We start from the raw sequence: 19697 nt of genomic DNA on the forward strand, positions 1-19697 counted from the left end.
TGTAGTTTACCAAGGCCATCGAATCAACAGCCAACACAGCGTCCCACCGTGTGTCCGCCTAAAAATTTACCGAACGATGGACAAATTTCATAAGAAAACATCGACAGGTTCACCTTCTTGCGATAGACATGATGCATGTCACTCGCACACTACTAGGAGGACCTATGTCTGCAATCAGGCAGATAAGGAACACTGGGCTAGCATCACTAGCCACTTTGTCCCTGCTCACTACGGGCGCATTCGCCGCTCAGGCAACAACCACCGCAACACCAGCGGCGGACGAAAACGTCACCCTCAACCTGCTGGGAATCAATGATTTTCACGGCCGCATCGCGGCCGATGGCGATTCGGCAGGCGCTGCGGTACTCGCCGGCGCAGTTGATGCGCAACGAGCCGAAAACCCGAACACGCTATTTGTCTCTTCCGGCGATAATATCGGCGCTTCCACTTTCGCTTCCGCCTCGCAAGAAGACAACCCGACCATCGATGCACTCGCCGCCGGCGGATTAGATGTTTCGGTCGTTGGCAACCACGAGTTTGATCGCGGGTTCGCTGACCTCACCGAACGGGTCATCCCACGTTTCGGCGATAAAGCTGGAGAAGACGGTGCTGACTTTGCCCTCGGAGCAAACGTCTACGAGAAGGGCACCAAGGAGCCTGCTTTACGCGAATATGCAATCCGTGATGTAGCTGGCATCAAGGTGGGCTTCATCGGCACGGTCACCGCAGATGTTCCATCATTGGTGAGCCCAGAAGGTATCAAAAACCTAGACTTCGGCAGCGAGCTGGAAGCCGCAAACCGTGTCGCCAAGCAACTCTCTGACGAGGATCCCGCAAACGGCGAAGCAGACGTATTGGTCTTGCTGACTCACAACGGTTCAGACAGCACCGACTGCGGCGCGATCGCCGGCGAAAAAACTGATTACGGAACACTGATCCGCGACGTAGATGACAGTGTCGACGCAATTTTCTCCGGCCACACCCACCAAGCATATAACTGCGATATTGACGGACGTCCGGTCATCCAGTCGCACCAGTACGGAACAACTCTTGGCCAGATTTCCCTCGAAATTAACCCGGCCACTTTTGAGGTCGCGAAGAGTACCAGCGCATTGATTCCACTGGCCGAAGAAGACGCCAATGGTGACTGGTCGCCGTTGTTCGAGGCCAATGCCGAGGTGCGGAGCATCGTGGATCAGGCTGTGGAAGATTCAGAGGTAGTCGGCAGTGAACCGGTCGGCCAGATTTCCGAAGACATCCTGCGTGGCGGCGAGGAGCCAGGTTCTGACCGCGGTGTCGAATCAACCCTTGGCAATACCGTGGCAGACATTCATCTATGGGCCACGTCTAATAAAGATTTTGCTGGTGAGCCAGCAGAAATTGCATTCATGAACCCTGGCGGATTGCGCGCTGACTTGCTCTATGGCGAGGACGGAACGGTGACCTACAAGGCTGCCGCGGATGTCCAGCCATTTGCAAACACACTGATCACCTTCGACATGACCGGTAAGCAGATCCGTGAAGCGCTAGAGCAGCAGTGGCAGCCAGAAGGCTCCGAGCGTGCCAAATTGCACCTGGGAATCTCCAACGGCTTGGAATACACCTACGTCGAAGATGCAGCTTTTGGTAAGCACATCAAAGACATCACCTTCAACGCAGAGCCACTCAACGAAAGCGCCACCTTCAAGGTAGCTGCTAACGCATTCTTGGCTACCGGCGGCGATAACTTCTCAGCCTTTGCCTCCGGAACCGGTCACACCGATAGTGGTCAAATTGATCTGGATGCAACGGTCAACTACTTCAAATCACACGATCTAGTTTCGCCAGCACCATTAGGCCGCGCCTCACTGGCTGGCACCGACTGGGCCACCGTGGAAATTGACCCAACACAGGTAGTTGTCGGCGAAAGCGCTCAGGTTTCAGTTTCCGGTTTGGAACAGGGTGCAGAGCTCAGCGCAACGGCCTTCGATGGTGCTCTTGTCGTTGAGGACATCCCAGCCGCAGACGCTGAAGGCAATACTTCCTTCGAACTTGCCGTTCCTTCCGATGCAACCCTGGGTGAAAATTCACTGGTCGTCTCGCAGATTCAGCGCGAAGGCATCTCGGTGGACTTCACCGTGATCGAAGGGGCAGTCGCTCCGACTCCAAGCGATGAACCAACCGAAGAGCCATCGCAGAGCCCATCGGCATCGGCCGAGGCGACGCAAAGCCCTTCGCAGTCGCCAAGCGTTTCCCCATCAAATGACACCAACGAGTCTCCGAGCAAACAGCCTCGGGACAAGGATTCTTTGGCTGACACCGGTTTCTCCGCAAGCTGGATTGGAATTGCCGCTGGCGTAGTAATCGTGGCCGGGATTATCTTGTTGCTGATTCGCAGTCGCAAGAAGAACTCCCACTAAATAACGCTAAGAATTATGGCACCTCGGAATTTTCCGGGGTGCCATAATCCTTTAAATCCTTTTGGAACTATTTAAAGCTACCCAAGACATCATTGAGTGCTTCAGTAGAAGAGGGATGAGTGAAGATCGAATCACGCAAAGTGCTCGCGTTGATCCCTGCACGCATGGCCATCGCAACTAGGTTGATGACCTCTTGCGAATCTACGTGCATTAACGCGGCGCCAAGAATTTGGTCGGTCTTGCGCTCCACGACAAATTTGATGATGCCCCGCGGATCACCCACAATTTTGGGACGCGGCATCGCCGCGATATCTGCAACCTTTTTCGTCGCGACCTTGATGTCTAGTCCTTGTGCACGAGCTTGATCTTCATTCAATCCCACGCGGGCCAAGGGTGGTGTGACAAACATGGTGCTCGGTACCGCAACACGATCTTCGAGGTTTCGTTTACCTTCGCCTAAAAATTTGTCTTTGAGTATCCGGTTGTCATCCAACGAGGTGTAGGTGAATTGGGCTCCACCAATGACGTCGCCAAGTGCGTAGATCCCTTCCGCATCCGTCGCCAGGTATTTATCCACCTTGATTTCACCCTTGTCACCGAGCTGCACGGCAGTGTTCTCAAGTTTTAGTGGCGCGGTGTTTGGGGTTCGGCCCAGAGCCAGCAACACTGCATCTGCGTGCAATTGGTGCTCTTCTCCATTTCGGTCATAGGTGACCGTGGCGCTGTGTGCATCTTGGCTCAGACTGGTGACGCTGGCCGAAGTAATGATGGTGACTCCGGCGTCGTTCAACGCCGAGACTACTTCAGCAGCGATATCTTCGTCTTCTTGTTTCAGCGCTCGTTCTCCACGGTCCAAGACACTGACTTCAGATCCGAACTGAGCGAACATCGAAGCGAATTCGAGGCCCACGTAACCGCCGCCGACCACCACGAGTTTTTTCGGAAGTTCGGCATGTTGCAGGGTAGTTGAATCATGGATGCGCCCGCTAATTTCCGCACCCTTGATCGGTGGAATAGCCGGCACTGCACCGGTATTGACTACGATTTTTGGCGCGCTCAGCTCGACAACTTCATCGCCACCTTCCACCTTGATGCTGTGTGCTCCGGTGAAGCTGGCCCGTCCGGTAAGCACCAAGACGGAATCCAGGTCGTCAAGCATGGAGAAGTTCTTTTGGCGCATTTTGGCGGTGAGCTCATCGCGGCGTTCAACCGCGGTATTAAAGTAGTCGGCATCTGCGCCATTGCCGCGGTGCTGTTCGGCGTCGTGAATTAAGATCTTCGTTGGCACGCAGGCAATATTGATGCACGTTCCCCCGTACATCTTTTCCGACTGTTCCACGATAGCTACGCGCCAACCTGCACGTGCCAGCGTTCCGGCCAACGTTTTGCCGCCTTTGCCCCAGCCAATAACGATGACATCAAGTTCTCTAGCCACAGTCGCGTCCTCACAGTTGTTTGGTTGCTTTCCTTACCGAGTCTTCACCACGTAGTGCACTAATGCAACCTACTTTTATCAGTGCAACAACAAAAACGCGGCCCGTGAGTGGAGATTTCTCCATTCACGGGCCGCGCCGATATTTGGTCTTGGGGACTAGCCGATCTGCAGCTCGCCCATTTCTTCCCAATCTTCGCCATCAATCTTGCGAGAGATGATCTTCGGGGTCTGGACAAGCAATGGACGCATGGATTCAAGTCCAGCAGCGAAGTGCTCAGAGTTAACGTGAGCCGAAGCAGCTTCGTCATCGCGGAATGCTTCGACTAGAACGTACTCATTTGCATCTTCAACACTGCGTGACCAGTCAAACCACATGTTGCCTGCTTCGGCGCGGGTGGCCTCAGTGAACTGTGCAACGTGGGACATGAAGCTCTCGGAAAATTCCGGCTTTACCTGATATTTAACGACAATGAAGTACATATACGTCAGTCTAACGATTCACCCGAGATTTTGGTTTGAAACCGAACGAATTCTTGGTCACGCCTGGGCATGCCTTCGATCACCAGATCATATGAGTCTTCAATCAGTTCTCTCACGTGCTCGGTTTCCAGCCCAGGGAGCAGAGAATTCCAGTGCTTTTTGCTCATATGATATCCGGGGATAATCTGCTCATATTCGTTCCGCAACTGATCTGCAATCGCTGGTTCGCATTTCAAGTTCAGTAACAGCTGACCGTCGCGTTCCATCAGCAATCCGAACATCTTGGCTTTTGCGCGATCACGACCGGCAATTTTGAACACGGCGCTGCCTTCACCGAAGGGAAAATCTTCAAAAGCTCCGGGCAACTCCAGACAGAGAGCACGCCACCGCTCATGAAGTACTCCGAGCGAATCATCTGGCATCAAATATCCTTCAGAGGTAAGACAGAGCTGGTTCTTTTACCGTATCAATATGGTTTGACTAGCATCCGCTAGTTCAATGGTTCAGAGCAGCGGATACTCAATTTTTGGGCAGGTATCCATGACCACTTCAAGGCCCGCATCCTTGGCGCGCGCAGCGGCGGCCTCATCGATAACCCCCAGCTGCATCCAGATAGCTTTTGCACCGACCTCGATTGCCTGGTCCACAATATCGCCGACCTTTTGCGAATTGACGAAACAGTTCACCACTTCGATCTGCCCAGGAATCTCATCGAGTCTCGCATAGCCTTTTTCACCAAGCGCATCTTCGGCACGTAGCGAGACAGGAATGATTTCCATGCCTAGGTCATCGCGGAGATACCTAGCAATGGAGGGCGCCACCCGATGCGGATTCGCGCTCAGTCCTACGACCGCCCACCGCGCAGGTGTCGTCAATAATCTCCGGACTATTGCCTGATCGTTGACATGTTGCTTACTCATGCTCGTCACCCTACCGTGCGCGGCCAAACGACCAAAGCTTCGCAGAGAATTCTCGCGAGATCACCAAGGGACAATAATTCGCGGTCCTCGATTTCACTGCAAATCACCGCCCAACGCTCTGCGTTCGGGCTAGCGGGCCCGCTGTAGATCCTTCTCCAGATGAGCGGCAGACAGCGCACCGAAAGCGCCACGATACTGAGCCGCTGGGTGGTTTTCTGGCAGCCTGTCTCCCCTACCGAAAACCTTCTGACGCAGGCTGCCCGGAGCGTATTCAGTCTGCGCCAATCCGCGACGTTGCAATTCGGGAAGTAGCCCCTCGATGAAGTTGTCATAGGATCCAGGCAAGATGTGGTTGATGACGTTCAATCCGTCGATACCTGCATCCTGCCATTCGAGCAGCTTCTCGGTGATCTGTTCTGGGGTTCCCACGATCTGCTGCGCCTTCGCCCGGTAATGTGCGAGGTCCCGCAAAGTTGGGTTACGTCCCGGGGTAGAAGCCAACGCGGCCTCCAACACGCCCTGAGCGCCCTCCGTTTTAACTTCGCCGAGCGGCGTATCCAAGTCCAGTCCGCCCAGATCCACGCCAATGCCACCCCCGATATGCGCAATGATTGCGTGTGGATCAAGATACTGATCGTATTCGGCTTCCAAGGCCTTTGCCTCAGTCTCGGTAGAACCCACCACGAAGGACAGGCCCGCGAAGACTTTAAGGTCTTCACGGCTTCGACCGGCAGCCTGCAGATTCTGCGTCAGGCCGGCAACTTTCTTCGCCACATACTGTGGGTGCGGCGCAAAGAGGAAGGTGGCTTCGGCATGGGTTGCCGCGAACTGGCTTCCGCGCGGTGAAGAGCCCGCTTGGAAAAGGAACGGTGTGCGCTGAGCGCTCGGAAGCGCCTGGTGCGGACCATCAATTGAATAGATTTCACCACGGTGATTGATCTTGTTAATGCGAGCCGGGTCGGCGTAGATCCCGGTTTTTTTATCAGCCTTCAACGCGTCGTCTTCCCAGGATCCTTCCCAGAGCTTGTAGGCGGCGTCCACATATTCCTCGGCCCATCCATATCGGTCATCATGTGCCATGAGGCTTTTCGCACCAAAATTTCGGTGCGTATTTTCAAGAACACTGGTCACGATATTCCAGGCCACTCGCCCTTGAGAGAGGTGGTCCAGGGTAGAAATCTGCCGCGCAAATTGGAACGGGTGGGATTGCACCACAGAACTAGTCATGGCCAGACCAATATCCTTGGTCGTAGCGGACAAAGCCGAAAGCAAAACCATCGGATCATGGCTAGGAATCTGCAGCCCCTTACGCGCCAGTGAGGCCCAACCACCTTCATGATCCCCATAAAGCCCAGCCACGTCAGCAAAAAAGAGGTTGTCGAATTTAGCGTCTTCCAGCTTCTTGGCCAGATCTACCCAAAGCCCAAGTTCGTGGAAGCGGTCTTGTTGCGCGTCTGGATGACGCCACATTCCGCCAAGAATATGGCTGGAGGTGTTCATCAGGAACGCTGAAAGGATGAAACGAGGACGTGTGTCGAAAGTACCCAATTTATTTTGCTCCCGTGGCGTCGCCAATTGAATTAAGACCTGTAGGGATGGTGCCGTTGATAAAGTAGTCGCCCACCGAGCGTGCTTTGAATGCAACTGGGTTGTGCGTGGCAACAGTGCGTGCGTTACGCCAGAAGCGGTCCAGCGATTTGCTGGTGGAAACCGCCGAGGCTCCGGTAACGTCAAAGAGTTCGCTGGTTGCATCCAATACAAGCTTGGGTGCCGCAACGTGTGCTTGCTGCACCGCAAGTTCCGCACGCAGATAGGCTGTCTCGTGATCAAGGTTCAATGATGGATCATAGGCCGCGTCAAGTGCACGCGCGGCCGTGACCACGATGGATTCGGCGGCATAAACGTTGGCCGCGAGCCGTCCTACCAACTCTTGTATCTGTGGGTCGTTGCGGAACAGTTCACCCGATCCGGTGTTGAAAGTTCGGGTGCGTGTTGCCACGATACCTGCGGCTTCGTCACGTGCAGCTTTTCCGATGCCAACTAAGACTGCAAGCAAGCAGAGCTGAAAGAAGGCAGGCTCCAGGGTGGACGCCACCTTACGCTGCAGGATATTCGCATCCTCTACCGGAACATTGATGAAAATACCCGTCCCGGTACCGGTTAACGGCTGGCCGAAACCGTCCCAGTCATCCAGGATCTCCACACCCTTGCTATGGCGATCAACAATTGCATATTGACGTCCTTCGACTCCGTCGGTGGAGGCCATGACCACCACCCAGTCGGCAAAAATCGAACCGGTCGTGTAGTACTTTTCGCCGTTCAGCACCCAGCCTGCGGAGGTCTCCTTCAACCGCGTATTGGTAGTTCCTAGCGCGTTACCGCCACGCTCGGTGGCAGCGTTGCCGAAGATCTGACCTGCAAGTACTCGAGGGAACCAGCGATCCTGAAATTCTTGGGGCTGTAAGGCGATAGTTTCAACAAAAGAGAAGTGGCTACGCAGCAGATGGGCAACGTTCGAATCAGCGGCGGCAAGTTCAATCAACAAGCGGAAAAGTTGTTCGTGACTGACCGGATCACCACCATGGCTGTGTGGCACACGCAGCGTAGTGAAGCCTGAATCTTTGAGCCACCCAACCTGTTCAAAGGGAAGTACACGCTGCTGCTCACGTTGTGTGGCGCCCTCAGCAATACGCTCAAAAACCGGGTTAAACCGGTCAATCAGGCGTTGATAAGTAGCTTCGGGGCTTAAGGTTTCGGTGAAGTTAATACTCATGGGCTTCTCTTCTCTAATTTTGTATCGGCGCAACGATGTTCTGATCTCTAGGCGCGGCGCAGGTGTTCAAGCTCGCGCAACTTCTCTCCGGGATTTGCTGCCAGCAAGGTACGCGTGTATTCGTGGGTCGGATTGGAAAATACCTGATCAACGGTTCCTGTTTCCACCAGTTCTCCTTGGCGCATTACCCCAACGTGGTGGCTGATGCGTTCGACCACGTGTAGGTCATGAGAGATAAATAAATAGGTCAATTGTTGTTCGTGCTGGAGCCGATCAAGAAGGGTGAGGATCTGTTCTTGGGTCAGCACATCCAGCGCGCTGAGCGCTTCATCAAGCACGAGAATCTTTGCCCCGCTCGCCAGCGCACGAGCAATGGCCACACGTTGGCGTTGACCGCCCGATAGTTCCGGCGAGCGCTTTTCGGCAAGTTGTGGTGCGAGACTTACTTGCCCCAGCAACTCGTTGACACGCGCTTCGCGCCAAGGGGCATCGCCAAGCTTGTAATTGCGCATCGGCTCGTCGATGATCGCGCGGACCGTTTGGCGTGGGTCCAACGCGGAGTCGGGGTTTTGATAAACCAGCTGTGCCTGACGCCAGAGCTCGTAACGTTGTTTACCGCTGATCGATGAGACATCTTCGCCGTTTACCTCGACGCTGCCCTGGCTTGATGCGAGTAGTCCCATGATGATTTTTGCGGTAGTGGATTTGCCCGATCCAGATTCTCCTACGAGTGAGAAGGTAGTTCCGCGAGCTACTTCAAAGCTGACGTGGTTCACCGCCTTATGAGCATTTGAACCACGGCCGAATTCTTTTCCGAGGTCCTTAACCCGGATGACCACGTCGTGGTTTTCGCTGAGCTCACGGCGCTGATTGTTTGCGTAGGCCTGGTCTAGCAGAGCCTTGGTGTAGTCATTGGTGCTAGCCGAGATCAGCTCACTTACCGACCGGTCTTCGAGCACCTTGCCGCCGTTCATCACCAGGATTCGGTCGGCAATATCTGTGGCTACCGCGAGGTCATGGGTAACAAAAAGGACGGTAGTTCCCTTCTGCCTCGCAAGGGAGACAAACACTTCAAGTACAGTGCGTTGCACCGTGACATCCAGTGCGCTGGTTGGCTCATCGGCGATGAGCAACTGCGGATTCAGGGCGAAGGCGATAGCGATCAGCACTCGTTGCTTAAGTCCCCCGGATAGTTCGTGCGGGTATTGGCCCAGTCGCTGCTCTGCCCTGTCGACTCCTACGCTTGCCAGCAATTCGATGGCCTTGTCACGCCACTGTTTTTTGGGTACCGAACGTTTCGGATGCAGGCGGAACACTTCAATCAGCTGCGATCCGATGGTCTGCACCGGGTCGAGAGAGGCCCCCGGATCCTGTGGGACCAAGCCGATGCCGGCTCCACGAATCTCACGCCACTGGCCAAGATCTAGCGTGGTGACCTCGGTTCCTCCGAAGCGGATGCTGCCTGAGGTGTTGGCGTTATCTGGAAGCAGGCCAATGAGGGCCTTGGTAAGTGTGGATTTTCCGGAACCAGATTCACCAACAATCGCGACAATTTGTCCTGCGGGAATTTCTAAGTTGATACCTTGCACCGCGTGGGTTCCCTGCGCATAGCGAACAGCTAGGTCTTCGATGCGCACTACCGGGTGAGCGTGCTGCGTGGCAGTCATAGTCTGCCCCCTTTACAAGTTTATGGATACCCTCACGGGTTAGAAGCGGAAGGTTTTGCTGATGGCCCGGCCAAGCGTTGCGGTGAGCATGACGGCAGCAACAATAACAAGTCCTGGAAGGGTGGTCAGCCACCAGGCCACGGTAAGGTATTGGCGCCCTTCGGATATCAGCAGCCCCCATTCGGGAGTAGGCGGTGGCGAACCGAAACCCAGAAAGCCCAGCCCGGAAATCGCTAGAATCGCCGCGCCGAGGTCTACCGCCAGGAGGGCGAGGATCGGACCGATCACGTGCGGAAAGATGTGGCGGCGCAATACGCTGAAGTAGCCACCCCCGCTCATCAAGGCCGCCTGGACAAAGTCACGTGCGCGCACCCGCAGCACCTCGGTGCGTACTAGTCGTGCGAAGGCAGCGATCGAGGAAATACCCACGCCGAGACCCAACGAGAAGGGGCCGGGTTCGGTTGCGGTAACAAGAATCAGTGCAATCAAAAACGCCGGAATCGCCAGCACGACGTCGACAAAGCGCATCGCCACCGAGTCTGCAAAACGTCCGGCGGTGGCCGCCAACAGGCCAAGTAAGCTACCGACCACACTACCGATGAGACAGGCAAGGCCGGCCGTCATCAGGGTTTGGCTGGTTCCGTGAACCACACGGGCGTAAACGTCACGTCCCAGATGATCGGTACCGAACGGGTGTGCCGTCGAGGGCGCCGAGAGTTTCTCCTGTGGAACACCGGTAATCGGGTCCGCGCCGGTGAACAGGCCAGGCAGCAACGCCCACGCCACGAGGACCGCAAGTGGAATGAGCACCCACCAAGCGCCCAACCACGCGCGCACCTTGCTCCGGGTTGTCGGTGTTGGCTCTGGGCGTTGTGGCGCCGTGGCTGTGGAACTCACGGTCACATCGTTGTTAGTGCGTTCGGTCAATAGACTCATGATCGTTTCCTCATCCCTTAGACAACTAGTGCGCGGGGCGAGCCCGCGTGGGCGGTAATGATGCGTGGATCAAGCTTCGGATGAATCAGGTCAACGAGCAGGTTCACCACGGTGAATGCTGCAGCCGTGAGCAAGACCAGCCCTTGCACCAACGGAATATCTTGTACGGTGACCGCTTGCAACACCAACTGCCCCAAACCGGCACGGGCGAAGACGGTCTCGGTGATAACCGATCCAGCCAGCAGCGTGCCGACCGTAATACCCGCAATGGATAGAGCCGAAGGTGCCGCATTTTTCAGGGTGTGGCGGTAGAAGATCCAGGATTCACTGGCTCCCTTAGCTCGCAGCACATCAACGAATGGCTGCCGGTTCACTTCCTGCACGCTTTTGATCAGCACCTGCGCTATGGGTGCGCTGAGGTGAATTGCTAAGACGATGATCGGCACCGCCAACGCGAGCAATGAGCCGTCGGGGAATAAGGACATCACACCGAGCTGAACAGCGAGGATCTGCAACAGCACCAACCCAAGCCAGAACACGGGAATCGAAATCATCAACGGTGGCAAGTTGAGCAACGCTTTGCGCACTGTGTTGTTGCGCGACAGGCTAGCTGCCGCGGTCAAGAGCACCGCGAGCACAATGGCCAATGCGAAGGCGCTACCGGCGAGGATCAACGTAGAGCCGATGACCTCACCGATGCGGGTGGATACCGCCGACCCCGAGGACAACGAATACCCCAAGTCCCCGGTGAATAGCCCGCCAAGCTGATTGAGATACTGAACGATCAGCGGCTGGTCATATCCGTAGTAGGCCTTCATCTGTGCGATGGTGGCCGGATCGGCAGAGGAGTCTGCGGAAAGGAAGATTGTCACCGGGTCGTTCGGCAATGCCTGCACCGCCAGAAATACTGCGGTGTAGGCCAACAAAATCACCAGTAGTGCCTGCCCTATGCGTTTAGCAATGTATCCACCCATGATGTGTTTCCTTAACCGTTGCTCTTCCAAGCACCCTGGAAGATTGGTGCGGTGCCGGAAGTGAAGTCGATATGCGCGTCCTTATTGGCGCCGTATACCTGCACTTCATCCCACAGCACGAGGGTCAGCGCCTTGTCGAGTACCAGCTCACGCTGTTCTTCTTCCACGAGTTTCAGGTGTTCTTCCTCGGTGGTCGCCGCCTGCTCACGGGTGAACAGGTCGTTCAGTTCTTTGTCTGCATTGAGGGTCTGGTTATTAGTGGCCGGTGCATAAACCGGGCCCAGGCCTCCGTAGGCAAACTGCCTTGTTCCGAAGAATTCGATCTGGTCATCGACCATGGCGTTAGTGAGGAAAGAATTATCTGCAGCACGGTTCACCAGCTGAACACCGATCTGGCGCCACTGCTGCTCAATCAGTTCAAAAGCAGGCTTAATGACCACAGAGTTATTCGAGCTGGCTACTGTGATTTCAAGTTTCTTGCCGTCCTTTTCACGGATCCCATCCGTACCCACCTTCCAGCCAGCCTCCTCGAGCAACAACTTGGATTTTTCCGGGTCATAGCCAAGCTCTGCGGAAAGGTCCACAAAACCTGGAGCCTGATGGTTGAGGATCGAACCGGCGAGGACATAGCTGTCAGAAAGCACCGTGTCCTTCAACGCCTGCCGGTCGATACCTACCTGCAATGCCTGGCGCACCTTCGGGTCATTCAGCTTGCCTGAGCCGATGCGTATCGCTGCGTGGTTAGTTGTCAGATCGACGCCCTGCGCGGCCAATACCTGGCCACCGCCAGCGCTGAGCACATCCTCGTCTACCGGTTGCAGCCCGCGGACCAGATCAACCTGGCCTGATTGCGCGGCACCAGCACGGTGGGCCACCTCGGGCAGGTATTTGATCACCAACTTTTCCAGGTAGGCATCTGCCTGGTTTGCTGCGGTTTCTGGCGCCCAGGCGTAATCATCCCGGCTGGTAAAAACAACTTCTTCATCGGCTTTTTCGGATTCAAAGACAAACGGGCCGGAACCAACAATTTTCGCGATCGCTGTTTGTCCTGCGTTATCCAGCTTCAGGGTCTCCGGGGAGACTAGCCCGGCAGTGACCGAAGACGTCGCACGGAGGAAGTTAGCATCCGGGCGCTTCAGCGTCACCTTGACCTTGTTCTTGTCTACAACTTCGGAGCTTTTGTAAGCGGCGAAATCTACGTTGGGCTGAATCTGTGCCGATTTAATGCCTAAGCCCAGGGCATCTAGGTTCTTTTGCACTGCTTTGGCGTCTAGGTCCGTGCCGTCCGAAAAAGTTACACCGTCGCGGATAGTAAAGGTGAATTCCGTTTGCGTCTTATTCGCGGTGAAGTCCGAGGCAATCCAGCCCACAACTTTCCCGGATTCAACGTCAAAGTAGGTCAATCGGTCCAGTACCGAGTTGAGCACATTGGCCTTCTCATAGAATCGTGCGGCCTGGGTCTGCCAGTTATTGATCGGGGTGACTTCCGCGAAGGTAAAGGTTCCGCCTTCCACCGGCGTTCCGCTACCTGCGGCCGTCGTAGGATCGGAGCTTTGACCCGTTGCGTTGCTTCCGCCGCAGGCTGTCAACGTTAATCCAACTGCTGCCAGCAACGCCACGGTCTTAAGACCAAGGTTCTTATTGCGCATTTTCTGGTGTTCCTCTCGGTAAGTTCCCGAGGATTACGCCTAGATCCTGGCCCTACCGCAAGGTTGCGGGAAGGGAAAAGACAGACTTCTCCCCTGTGTGGACCGTTGCGAAATCTAGCAATCTCCATCGGTCCTGGCCTTAGCACCGCTCCTGCTAAAGGACGGTTGCTGCGACGTCAACGAGCCAGGTCTCTCAGTCGCTCTGGATGGTTAGCATTCGGTGTGTTTTCCGAATAATTCAAGTCTGTGCCCGGGGCTATGGTGTGACCAACCATGACGTCATATACGCGTCACGAAGCCATCTGCGAGCTGCTCGACACGGAAAAACGCGTCACATTCTTCTCAAGATCTCGTCATAAGTCACTTCGTGACGCTGTTACAAATTATTCCTTGACGGTACTCCAAAACTGCGCGTTAATTTCAGCTGAAAAATCTTAAAAGTTAAGGTCAGTTCGAACCGAGATAGTTCGAACTGACCTTTCAGTTCGGCTTGGTTGCCAGATACGCTACTTCGCCGATACCGGAGTCAGTACACCGTGCACTAAGGGATCTTCCGTGCTTTCCAGATACTCCTGCAACCGCGGGTCGGAGAAGACCTCAATCAGTTTTGCAGCGTCAGGGGTCTTGGAGAATTTGGTACCAAAAATTAGCTTTGAGGCGAAAGTCCTCGGTGGTTCAGGGAACAGGAGTCCTTTATCTCGACCCACTTTTCCGGCATCAAACTGTGAGACATAACCAATCGCGACATCCACGTCGTCAAGCATGCGTGGCATGGTCATCAGCTCCGCTTCCTTCAGCTTGAATTCATGCGGATTGTCTACCACGTCAGCCATTTTGGCAGTGCGTGGTTCGATGTCTGGGTTCAGGCCGAGCAGACCTTCGCGTTCGAGCAGCCAGAGCGCCTGGCCCTGGTTCGCGACGTCATTGGGAAGTAGCAGTGTCGCCCCCTTGGGCAGTTCCTCGACCGAGCCATACCGGCTGGAGTACAACCCGAAGCCCCACTGATAGAGCTCTACGGTTGCGGTGAGATCAACACCGGCGGCCTCTGCAGACTGTTTCATGTACCACTCGTGTTCAAAAATGGTCGCATCGAATTGCCCCTCGGCCACGGCGCGGTTGGCCTGGATCGAATCCTGCAACCCAACGGCTTCAATTTCAATTCCGTAGTCCGGTGCAATGTTCTCGGCGACGTATTTCAGTATCTGCTCTTCCCCGGCCATCGCTGGTTCGTAGTGGACCTTGAACTTTGTCTTGCTTGGCTGATTGGCTGCGAGTGCGGGCGTAGATCGTTGCTGTACTAAAAGTGCGCCAAGTACGAGTGCCACGATGGTCGCGCAAGCGGCGATGGTCCAGGGCAACTTGGCGGTGTTTTTGCGAAGGGTGAAGCCGTGAACGTGGCCATTGGGTGAAGTTGTCATGATCTTCTCGTTTGTTTGAGGGCGCTTAGGGGCGTGCCAGCGCACGGGCGATACGGTCGCCGAGGAATTGGACTATTTGCACGGTCACGATCAGTGCGAGGATGGTCGCAATCATGACGTTCATATCAAAACGCTGGTATCCGTAGGTCACCGCAAGATATCCGATACCACCGGCTCCGATAGTTCCGGCGATCGCCGAGTACTCGACCATGGAGATGGTGTTCAGTGTGATCGCTGAGGCAAGTGCTGGCAACGCCTCGCGTACTTGAGTGGAGCCAATGATTTGCAACGGGGATCCACCGGTCACCAAACCGACTGCAAGGTTTTCCTTGGGCAGGTCGTTCAACGCGTTTTGTACTAAACGGGCGAAGAATGGAATACCCGCAATAGTCATGGGTACAACGGCAGCCCAGATGCCGATGGTAGTTCCCGTGATCCATTTGGTGAAAGGAATAATGGCAGCCATCAAGACTAGGAAGGGCAGCGAGCGGCCCATATTCACGATCCAGCTCAATGTGGCATGGCTCTGCGTGTGCGGGAAGAGGCCTCGCCTGTCGGTGTTGAACAGAGCCAGTCCCATGATGCCGCCAAAAATGATCACTAAGACCATCACGATTCCTACCATGGCCCAGGTCTCTGCGTAGGCAGGGAGCATCAGGGAACCCAGCTCACTCCACGGGGTATCTGTACCCACAGTGACGCTTTCGGTTGGAAGACTCATACCGTCACCTCGATTCGTGTTTCACCATTGATCTTGTCTGTGCGCAACGCCTGCGAATGGGCGGTGGCGTGTAGTCCCCAACCGTCGAGTACCTCGATGGCTCGTGCTTCGCCGATACCAGATAGCCCTATTTCAACGCGGCCCAGCGTGCCTTCTTGGTGGGCTTCTACGGATCCGCCAAGCAGTGCCACCGTGGCACCATATTCGCTGCCTAATTTGGAAATCCATGAAGGATCAATCTGCGTCCCGCGGTAAGCGACGGTCAAGGCAAAGTCGTAACCGGCTGGCACCAGGTCTGGGTGCAAGGGCAAAAGCTTGGAACCAGTTACCGATTCCGGGTTTGCCACCAGTGCGCGCAGTTCGCCGTATTCGGCGATTCGGCCACCATCTAGCTGTGCCACGCGGTCGGCGATATGACGTACCACATCCATCTCGTGGGTAATCAAGATGATTGCCAGCCCGAGGTCGGTACGTAAGGAAGCGAGCAGTTCGAGGATCTGCGCAGTTGCTTCCGGGTCGAGGCCCGAGGTTGCCTCGTCGGAGAGCAGCAGTCGCGGGCGCAGGGCCAGAGCCCTAGCTATACCCACGCGTTGGCGCTGCCCACCGGAGAGTTCGCCCGGATAGGAATTGGCGCGGTCGGCCAACCCGACTCGTTCTAAAAGCTCGGCAACTCGATGTTCCATCTCATGATGGACTACTCCGAGGTTGCGCAGCGGCAACGCCACATTTTCGGCGACTGTCATGCGGCGCAGCAGAGCCGAATTCTGGAAGATCGTGCCAATGGCACGGCGTTCGGCACGCAAGGCCTTGCCTGAGAGGATCGAAAGGTCTTTGCCATCGACCAAGATCTGCCCACTGCTGGGCTTCTCCAAGAGGGAGATGCAGTGGGACAGCGTGGATTTCCCTGCGCCCGAGGGACCAACCACGGCGGTGATGCTGCCCGCTTGGACCTCCAGATCAATTCCTTTGAGGACCTGTACCCGACCCTGGGCCGTGTCGTAGTGCTTGTGTAGCTGACGGATCTCAATCATTTGAGGGCCCGAAGAAAGTTGTTTGCATTTGTTCTCCCTGGTGCTGGCGCCGCGCAGAGCCCGAGTCAAGTTTGAGCTGCAGACTCGCAATGTAGCGGCGTGAGGCAGCTACGGAATCTTGCAGAACAGTGTTGTATCTACGGACCGCTCCATCGGTCCTGGCGGTAGCACCGGCCCCTCTCGGGGTGGTTGCTGCGACGTCTACGAGCCAGGTCTCTCAGTCGCTCTGGATGGTTACCATTCGATGTCTGAATCGAACAGTTTCAGTCTGTCCGCGAGCAGCTTCCATGAACAACCATGACGTTATAAATGCGTCATGTAGTCACCATCGGTGCTCAGCTAGCAGTAAAACGGGCCATAAATGCGGTACTCACTCGTCATATTTCGCTGAGTGACGGCGCAAGGCGTACATCTTGACTTAAGAACTTAATTCAAACGCCATGATGATCCCCTTCAAGGGCGCAAGGCAAAAATCCTGAACAGCAAGGTAGAGAAAATTATGAGCCTTAAATCTGCTTGCGCGGCCAGACTACCTCGAAGCTTTCGCATACGATGCGTTCACCGGGGATGCTGGTGATTGCCGGTTCCCACTGCTTGGCAAAATCTGCTTGCTGCGTCCGCTTCCAGAACTTCTCGTGCTCCCGGCGCCAGCTAGCCAAGCTACGGTCGTCCTCGCCCTCGGCATAGGCGAATTCGGCATCCACCTGGTCGAATGATCTCAGCGTCACCTCGCTGGTCCGCAGGATAACTTGTGGCGTCCCGGTGCCGTCGCAAGCAATCCAGTGCGAGCCGACCTGCGGGAGGGGTTCGTTCTCGGCAAGGTACTCGTTTTCGAGGCTTGAGGTGGCATGTTTCTGCCCGTGGGTTACTTCTCGCAATAACGAGTCGGCCAGCGCAGGGCTGTCTCCGAAGTATTCCACCACGTAATCACCCGGGTCGCTGGCGCAGCTTTGCCGGTAGTCATCCCACATCTGTGCGGCTGAGGCGAGATCTAACGGTGGCATCTCGGCGGCGTGTTCGTTGCTCATGCTCTTAGCCTAAGCGCAGTCCGGCCACCGCAGTTGTTGACCTCGGCGATTGTTTGAATGTTCCCGTGTTGGCGTGAGCTTGGGTAGCCAGTCTCATGGCGATCGCGGGGTGATCCGTTGGCCTCTTCGGCCATGCAAACGCAACGCGCCCTCAGCTTGGAAAGCGCAAAGCCCTCGCCGGCTACAAAGGTTTCCGATAGTGGCAGTAACCGACGAATCAGATGAACTTGATGACTACGCATTCGCGCCGAGAGCGCCCGGCCGTGTTGGCGAAACCTAAGTTAAAGTATGTCCCGACCTGCGCGAAATTGCGGACAAGCTTGCACAGTGACGCGTGTCACGGAACTCGTCTCGGGGTTTCTCCCGTAAATTGGCGCATACTTCATCCCCACCTTTTCAGGAGATCAAAGAATGTCACGAGCATGTACGAGAGCTATTGCCAGCGTCGCGGCACTCGCACTGGGACTGGGTACTTTCACCGCCCTTCCGGCCAACGCCGATCCCAGGGCAACCGACAAAACTCCAACAGCCAAAGGCAGCGGCGGCGCTGTCTCATCCGTGGACCCGGAAGCGACCGCCGCCGGCATTGAAATCCTACGCAAAGGCGGCAACGCAGTTGATGCGGCTGTCGCAACCGCGGCAGCGCTGGGCGTGACCGAACCTTATAGCGCGGGTATCGGTGGCGGCGGCTATTTCATGTACTACGACTCAAAAACCGGAAAGATCAGCACCATTGACGGCCGCGAGACAGCACCGGCAGCAATACCCCAAGATGCCTTTGTCGACCCGGAAACCGGCAAACCCTACAATTTCACGCCCGAACTGGTGACTAGCGGCGTGGCGGTAGGAGTACCGGGAACTCTAGCCACCTGGCAGCGTGCATTGGATAATTGGGGTTCCCAAAGCTTGAAGAAAGTTTTGCGCCCGGCCACCCAGGTGGCCTCACGCGGTTTTGTCGTCGATGAAACCTTCCGTGAACAGACCCTTGATAACAAGGAACGCTTCGCTGCCTTCAGCTCGACGAGCGAACTTTTCCTGCCCAACGGTGATGCACCCCAGGTTGGCAGCATCTTCAAGAACCCGGATCTTGCCCAAACCTACCGGTTACTTGCCAAGCAGGGCCCCTCAGCGTTCTACCAGGGCGAGATGGCCGAGGAAATATCCCAGACGGTGCAAGCTCCACCCAAGGTTGAAGACACCGAGCTCCCGGTTCCAGCCGGGTATGTGAGCACCGCCGACCTGGCAGACTACGAGGTTGCGGAGCAGCAGCCAACCAAGGTGACCTACCGTGGACTGGATGTCTTTGGCATGGCACCATCGTCCAGCGGAGGAACCACCATCGGAGAATCGCTGAACATTCTTGGCGAATTCGACCTCACAGGCATGGAGCGGCCCTCCGCGCTTCACCACTACTTTGAAGCGACGGCCTTGGCTTATGCCGATCGTGGCAAGTTTGTGGGCGACCCGGCATTTGTGGATGTTCCCACCGCAACCCTGACCGACAAGCTGTTCGGCGTCGACCGGGCGTGCGCGATAAACCCCGAACGGGCCGCGGTGAAGCCGGTAGCGCCGGGCGACATTGAGGGCTACGACGGAACGTGCCCGGCGGCAACCAGCGAACCGGTGATTGAGCAGGATACCGAGAATATTTCCACCACCCATCTTTCGGTGGTGGACCGCTGGGGCAACGTGGTTTCCTACACACTAACCATTGAGCAGACCGGCGGTTCGGGAATGGTGGTGCCGGAGCGCGGCTTCCTGCTGAATAACGAGCTGACCGACTTCTCCACGGCGTATGACCCGCAAGACCCAAACCGTATCGAACCTGGCAAGCGTCCGCGCTCGTCGATGGCGCCAACGATTGTGCTGCGCGACGGCGAACCGATGCTCGCCATCGGCTCCCCTGGCGGCTCCACCATCATCACAACGGTGCTGCAGACCTTGGTGAACCGCATCGATTTGGGCATGGACCTCAGCCAGGCAATCGCGGCGCCTCGCGCCTCGCAGCGCAATACCGCGGCAGTGACGGCAGAACCCGAATTCATCGAGGCCTACGGCTCAGCGCTTGAGGCTTTCGGCCACAAGCTTACCGCCGCTGGTGATTCCTTCACTCCACAGGCCGAGATCGGCGCGGTTGAGGCGGTGGAAATCGCCGCTGATGGGTCTCTGATCGCGGCGGCCGAACCAAGCCGCCGCGGCGGTGGTTCGGCCATGGTGGTCACGCCCGCTAAATAGCCGCTAAAACCAGCAAGTCCCCGCGNNCGCG

Annotated in this window: 16 protein-coding genes and 2 riboswitches; of the genes, 2 read left to right on the forward strand and 14 right to left on the reverse strand. The window is 56.1% G+C overall.

Annotated features, from left to right (window positions below; genetic code table 11):
* Nucleotides 1-164: 164 nt before the first annotated feature.
* Nucleotides 165-2399: a bifunctional UDP-sugar hydrolase/5'-nucleotidase gene (locus CIK74_RS10890; RefSeq protein WP_096256238.1), complete on the forward strand. Its 2235-nt coding sequence runs from the start codon at nt 165-167 to the stop codon at nt 2397-2399.
* A 67-nt stretch (nt 2400-2466) separates the two neighbouring features.
* On the opposite strand, the gene CIK74_RS10895 is transcribed toward CIK74_RS10890, so the two are convergent.
* The 14 genes from CIK74_RS10895 to CIK74_RS10960 form a co-directional block, all read right to left on the reverse strand.
* Nucleotides 2467-3834 carry an FAD-dependent oxidoreductase gene (locus tag CIK74_RS10895; RefSeq protein WP_096256239.1) on the reverse strand — a complete coding sequence of 456 codons (1368 nt, stop codon included), beginning with the start codon at nt 3832-3834 and terminating at the stop codon, nt 2467-2469.
* A gap of 156 nt (nt 3835-3990) precedes the next feature.
* The gene (locus tag CIK74_RS10900; protein WP_170947849.1) at nt 3991-4314 is read right to left on the reverse strand and encodes a putative quinol monooxygenase; all 324 of its coding nucleotides are present in this window, start codon (nt 4312-4314) and stop codon (nt 3991-3993) included.
* 5 nt (nt 4315-4319) lie between these two features.
* On the reverse strand, nt 4320-4736 hold the full coding sequence (locus tag CIK74_RS10905; protein WP_096256241.1) for an MmcQ/YjbR family DNA-binding protein: 417 nt from the start codon (nt 4734-4736) through the stop codon (nt 4320-4322).
* A gap of 81 nt (nt 4737-4817) precedes the next feature.
* Entirely contained in the window at nt 4818-5234 is a 417-nt protein-coding gene (locus CIK74_RS10910) for a CoA-binding protein (protein ID WP_096256242.1), read from the reverse strand.
* 129 nt (nt 5235-5363) lie between these two features.
* Nucleotides 5364-6782, reverse strand: coding sequence for an NtaA/DmoA family FMN-dependent monooxygenase (locus tag CIK74_RS10915; protein WP_096256243.1), 1419 nt, complete (start codon nt 6780-6782; stop codon nt 5364-5366).
* A gap of 1 nt (nt 6783) precedes the next feature.
* Nucleotides 6784-8007 carry an acyl-CoA dehydrogenase family protein gene (locus CIK74_RS10920; protein WP_096256244.1) on the reverse strand — a complete coding sequence of 408 codons (1224 nt, stop codon included), beginning with the start codon at nt 8005-8007 and terminating at the stop codon, nt 6784-6786.
* Nucleotides 8008-8054: 47 nt separating this feature from the next.
* The gene (locus tag CIK74_RS10925; protein WP_096256245.1) at nt 8055-9674 is read right to left on the reverse strand and encodes an ABC transporter ATP-binding protein; all 1620 of its coding nucleotides are present in this window, start codon (nt 9672-9674) and stop codon (nt 8055-8057) included.
* Nucleotides 9675-9713: 39 nt separating this feature from the next.
* A complete protein-coding gene (locus CIK74_RS10930; protein WP_096256246.1) occupies nt 9714-10610 on the reverse strand; it encodes an ABC transporter permease in 897 nt (298 codons plus the stop codon).
* A 17-nt stretch (nt 10611-10627) separates the two neighbouring features.
* Nucleotides 10628-11584, reverse strand: a complete 957-nt coding sequence (locus tag CIK74_RS10935) for an ABC transporter permease (protein ID WP_096256247.1) — start codon at nt 11582-11584, stop codon at nt 10628-10630.
* An 11-nt stretch (nt 11585-11595) separates the two neighbouring features.
* A complete protein-coding gene (locus tag CIK74_RS10940) occupies nt 11596-13233 on the reverse strand; it encodes an ABC transporter substrate-binding protein (protein WP_096256248.1) in 1638 nt (545 codons plus the stop codon).
* Between the two features lie 121 nt (nt 13234-13354).
* A riboswitch (SAM riboswitch) is annotated at nt 13355-13446 on the reverse strand.
* Between the two features lie 293 nt (nt 13447-13739).
* Entirely contained in the window at nt 13740-14651 is a 912-nt protein-coding gene (locus tag CIK74_RS10945) for a MetQ/NlpA family ABC transporter substrate-binding protein (RefSeq protein WP_096256249.1), read from the reverse strand.
* Nucleotides 14652-14676: 25 nt separating this feature from the next.
* Nucleotides 14677-15372, reverse strand: coding sequence for a methionine ABC transporter permease (locus tag CIK74_RS10950; protein ID WP_096256250.1), 696 nt, complete (start codon nt 15370-15372; stop codon nt 14677-14679).
* Nucleotides 15369-16403: a methionine ABC transporter ATP-binding protein gene (locus tag CIK74_RS10955; RefSeq protein WP_096256251.1), complete on the reverse strand. Its 1035-nt coding sequence runs from the start codon at nt 16401-16403 to the stop codon at nt 15369-15371. The genes CIK74_RS10950 and CIK74_RS10955 overlap by 4 nt, the downstream gene beginning before the upstream one ends.
* A gap of 146 nt (nt 16404-16549) precedes the next feature.
* Nucleotides 16550-16640: riboswitch (SAM riboswitch) on the reverse strand.
* 269 nt (nt 16641-16909) lie between these two features.
* The gene (locus CIK74_RS10960; protein WP_096256252.1) at nt 16910-17431 is read right to left on the reverse strand and encodes an ASCH domain-containing protein; all 522 of its coding nucleotides are present in this window, start codon (nt 17429-17431) and stop codon (nt 16910-16912) included.
* Nucleotides 17432-17842: 411 nt separating this feature from the next.
* On the opposite strand from CIK74_RS10960, the gene ggt reads away from it, so the two are divergent.
* A complete protein-coding gene (gene ggt, locus CIK74_RS10965) occupies nt 17843-19666 on the forward strand; it encodes a gamma-glutamyltransferase (protein ID WP_096256253.1) in 1824 nt (607 codons plus the stop codon).
* Nucleotides 19667-19697 lie beyond the last annotated feature (31 nt).

The sequence above is a fragment of the Glutamicibacter sp. BW77 genome, assembly GCF_002332285.1.
Lineage (GTDB): Bacteria > Actinomycetota > Actinomycetes > Actinomycetales > Micrococcaceae > Glutamicibacter > Glutamicibacter bergerei.

Coding starts and splice junctions, on each gene's coding strand:
- CIK74_RS10890 (WP_096256238.1), top strand. CDS start 165: ATGTCTGCAATCAGGCAGATAAGGAACACTGGGCTAGCATCACTAGCC.
- CIK74_RS10900 (WP_170947849.1), bottom strand. CDS start 4,314: ATGTACTTCATTGTCGTTAAATATCAGGTAAAGCCGGAATTTTCCGAG.
- CIK74_RS10905 (WP_096256241.1), bottom strand. CDS start 4,736: ATGCCAGATGATTCGCTCGGAGTACTTCATGAGCGGTGGCGTGCTCTC.
- CIK74_RS10910 (WP_096256242.1), bottom strand. CDS start 5,234: ATGAGTAAGCAACATGTCAACGATCAGGCAATAGTCCGGAGATTATTG.
- CIK74_RS10920 (WP_096256244.1), bottom strand. CDS start 8,007: ATGAGTATTAACTTCACCGAAACCTTAAGCCCCGAAGCTACTTATCAA.
- CIK74_RS10925 (WP_096256245.1), bottom strand. CDS start 9,674: ATGACTGCCACGCAGCACGCTCACCCGGTAGTGCGCATCGAAGACCTA.
- CIK74_RS10930 (WP_096256246.1), bottom strand. CDS start 10,610: ATGAGTCTATTGACCGAACGCACTAACAACGATGTGACCGTGAGTTCC.
- CIK74_RS10935 (WP_096256247.1), bottom strand. CDS start 11,584: ATGGGTGGATACATTGCTAAACGCATAGGGCAGGCACTACTGGTGATT.
- CIK74_RS10940 (WP_096256248.1), bottom strand. CDS start 13,233: ATGCGCAATAAGAACCTTGGTCTTAAGACCGTGGCGTTGCTGGCAGCA.
- CIK74_RS10945 (WP_096256249.1), bottom strand. CDS start 14,651: ATGACAACTTCACCCAATGGCCACGTTCACGGCTTCACCCTTCGCAAA.
- CIK74_RS10950 (WP_096256250.1), bottom strand. CDS start 15,372: ATGAGTCTTCCAACCGAAAGCGTCACTGTGGGTACAGATACCCCGTGG.
- CIK74_RS10955 (WP_096256251.1), bottom strand. CDS start 16,403: ATGATTGAGATCCGTCAGCTACACAAGCACTACGACACGGCCCAGGGT.
- CIK74_RS10960 (WP_096256252.1), bottom strand. CDS start 17,431: ATGAGCAACGAACACGCCGCCGAGATGCCACCGTTAGATCTCGCCTCA.
- ggt (WP_096256253.1), top strand. CDS start 17,843: ATGTCACGAGCATGTACGAGAGCTATTGCCAGCGTCGCGGCACTCGCA.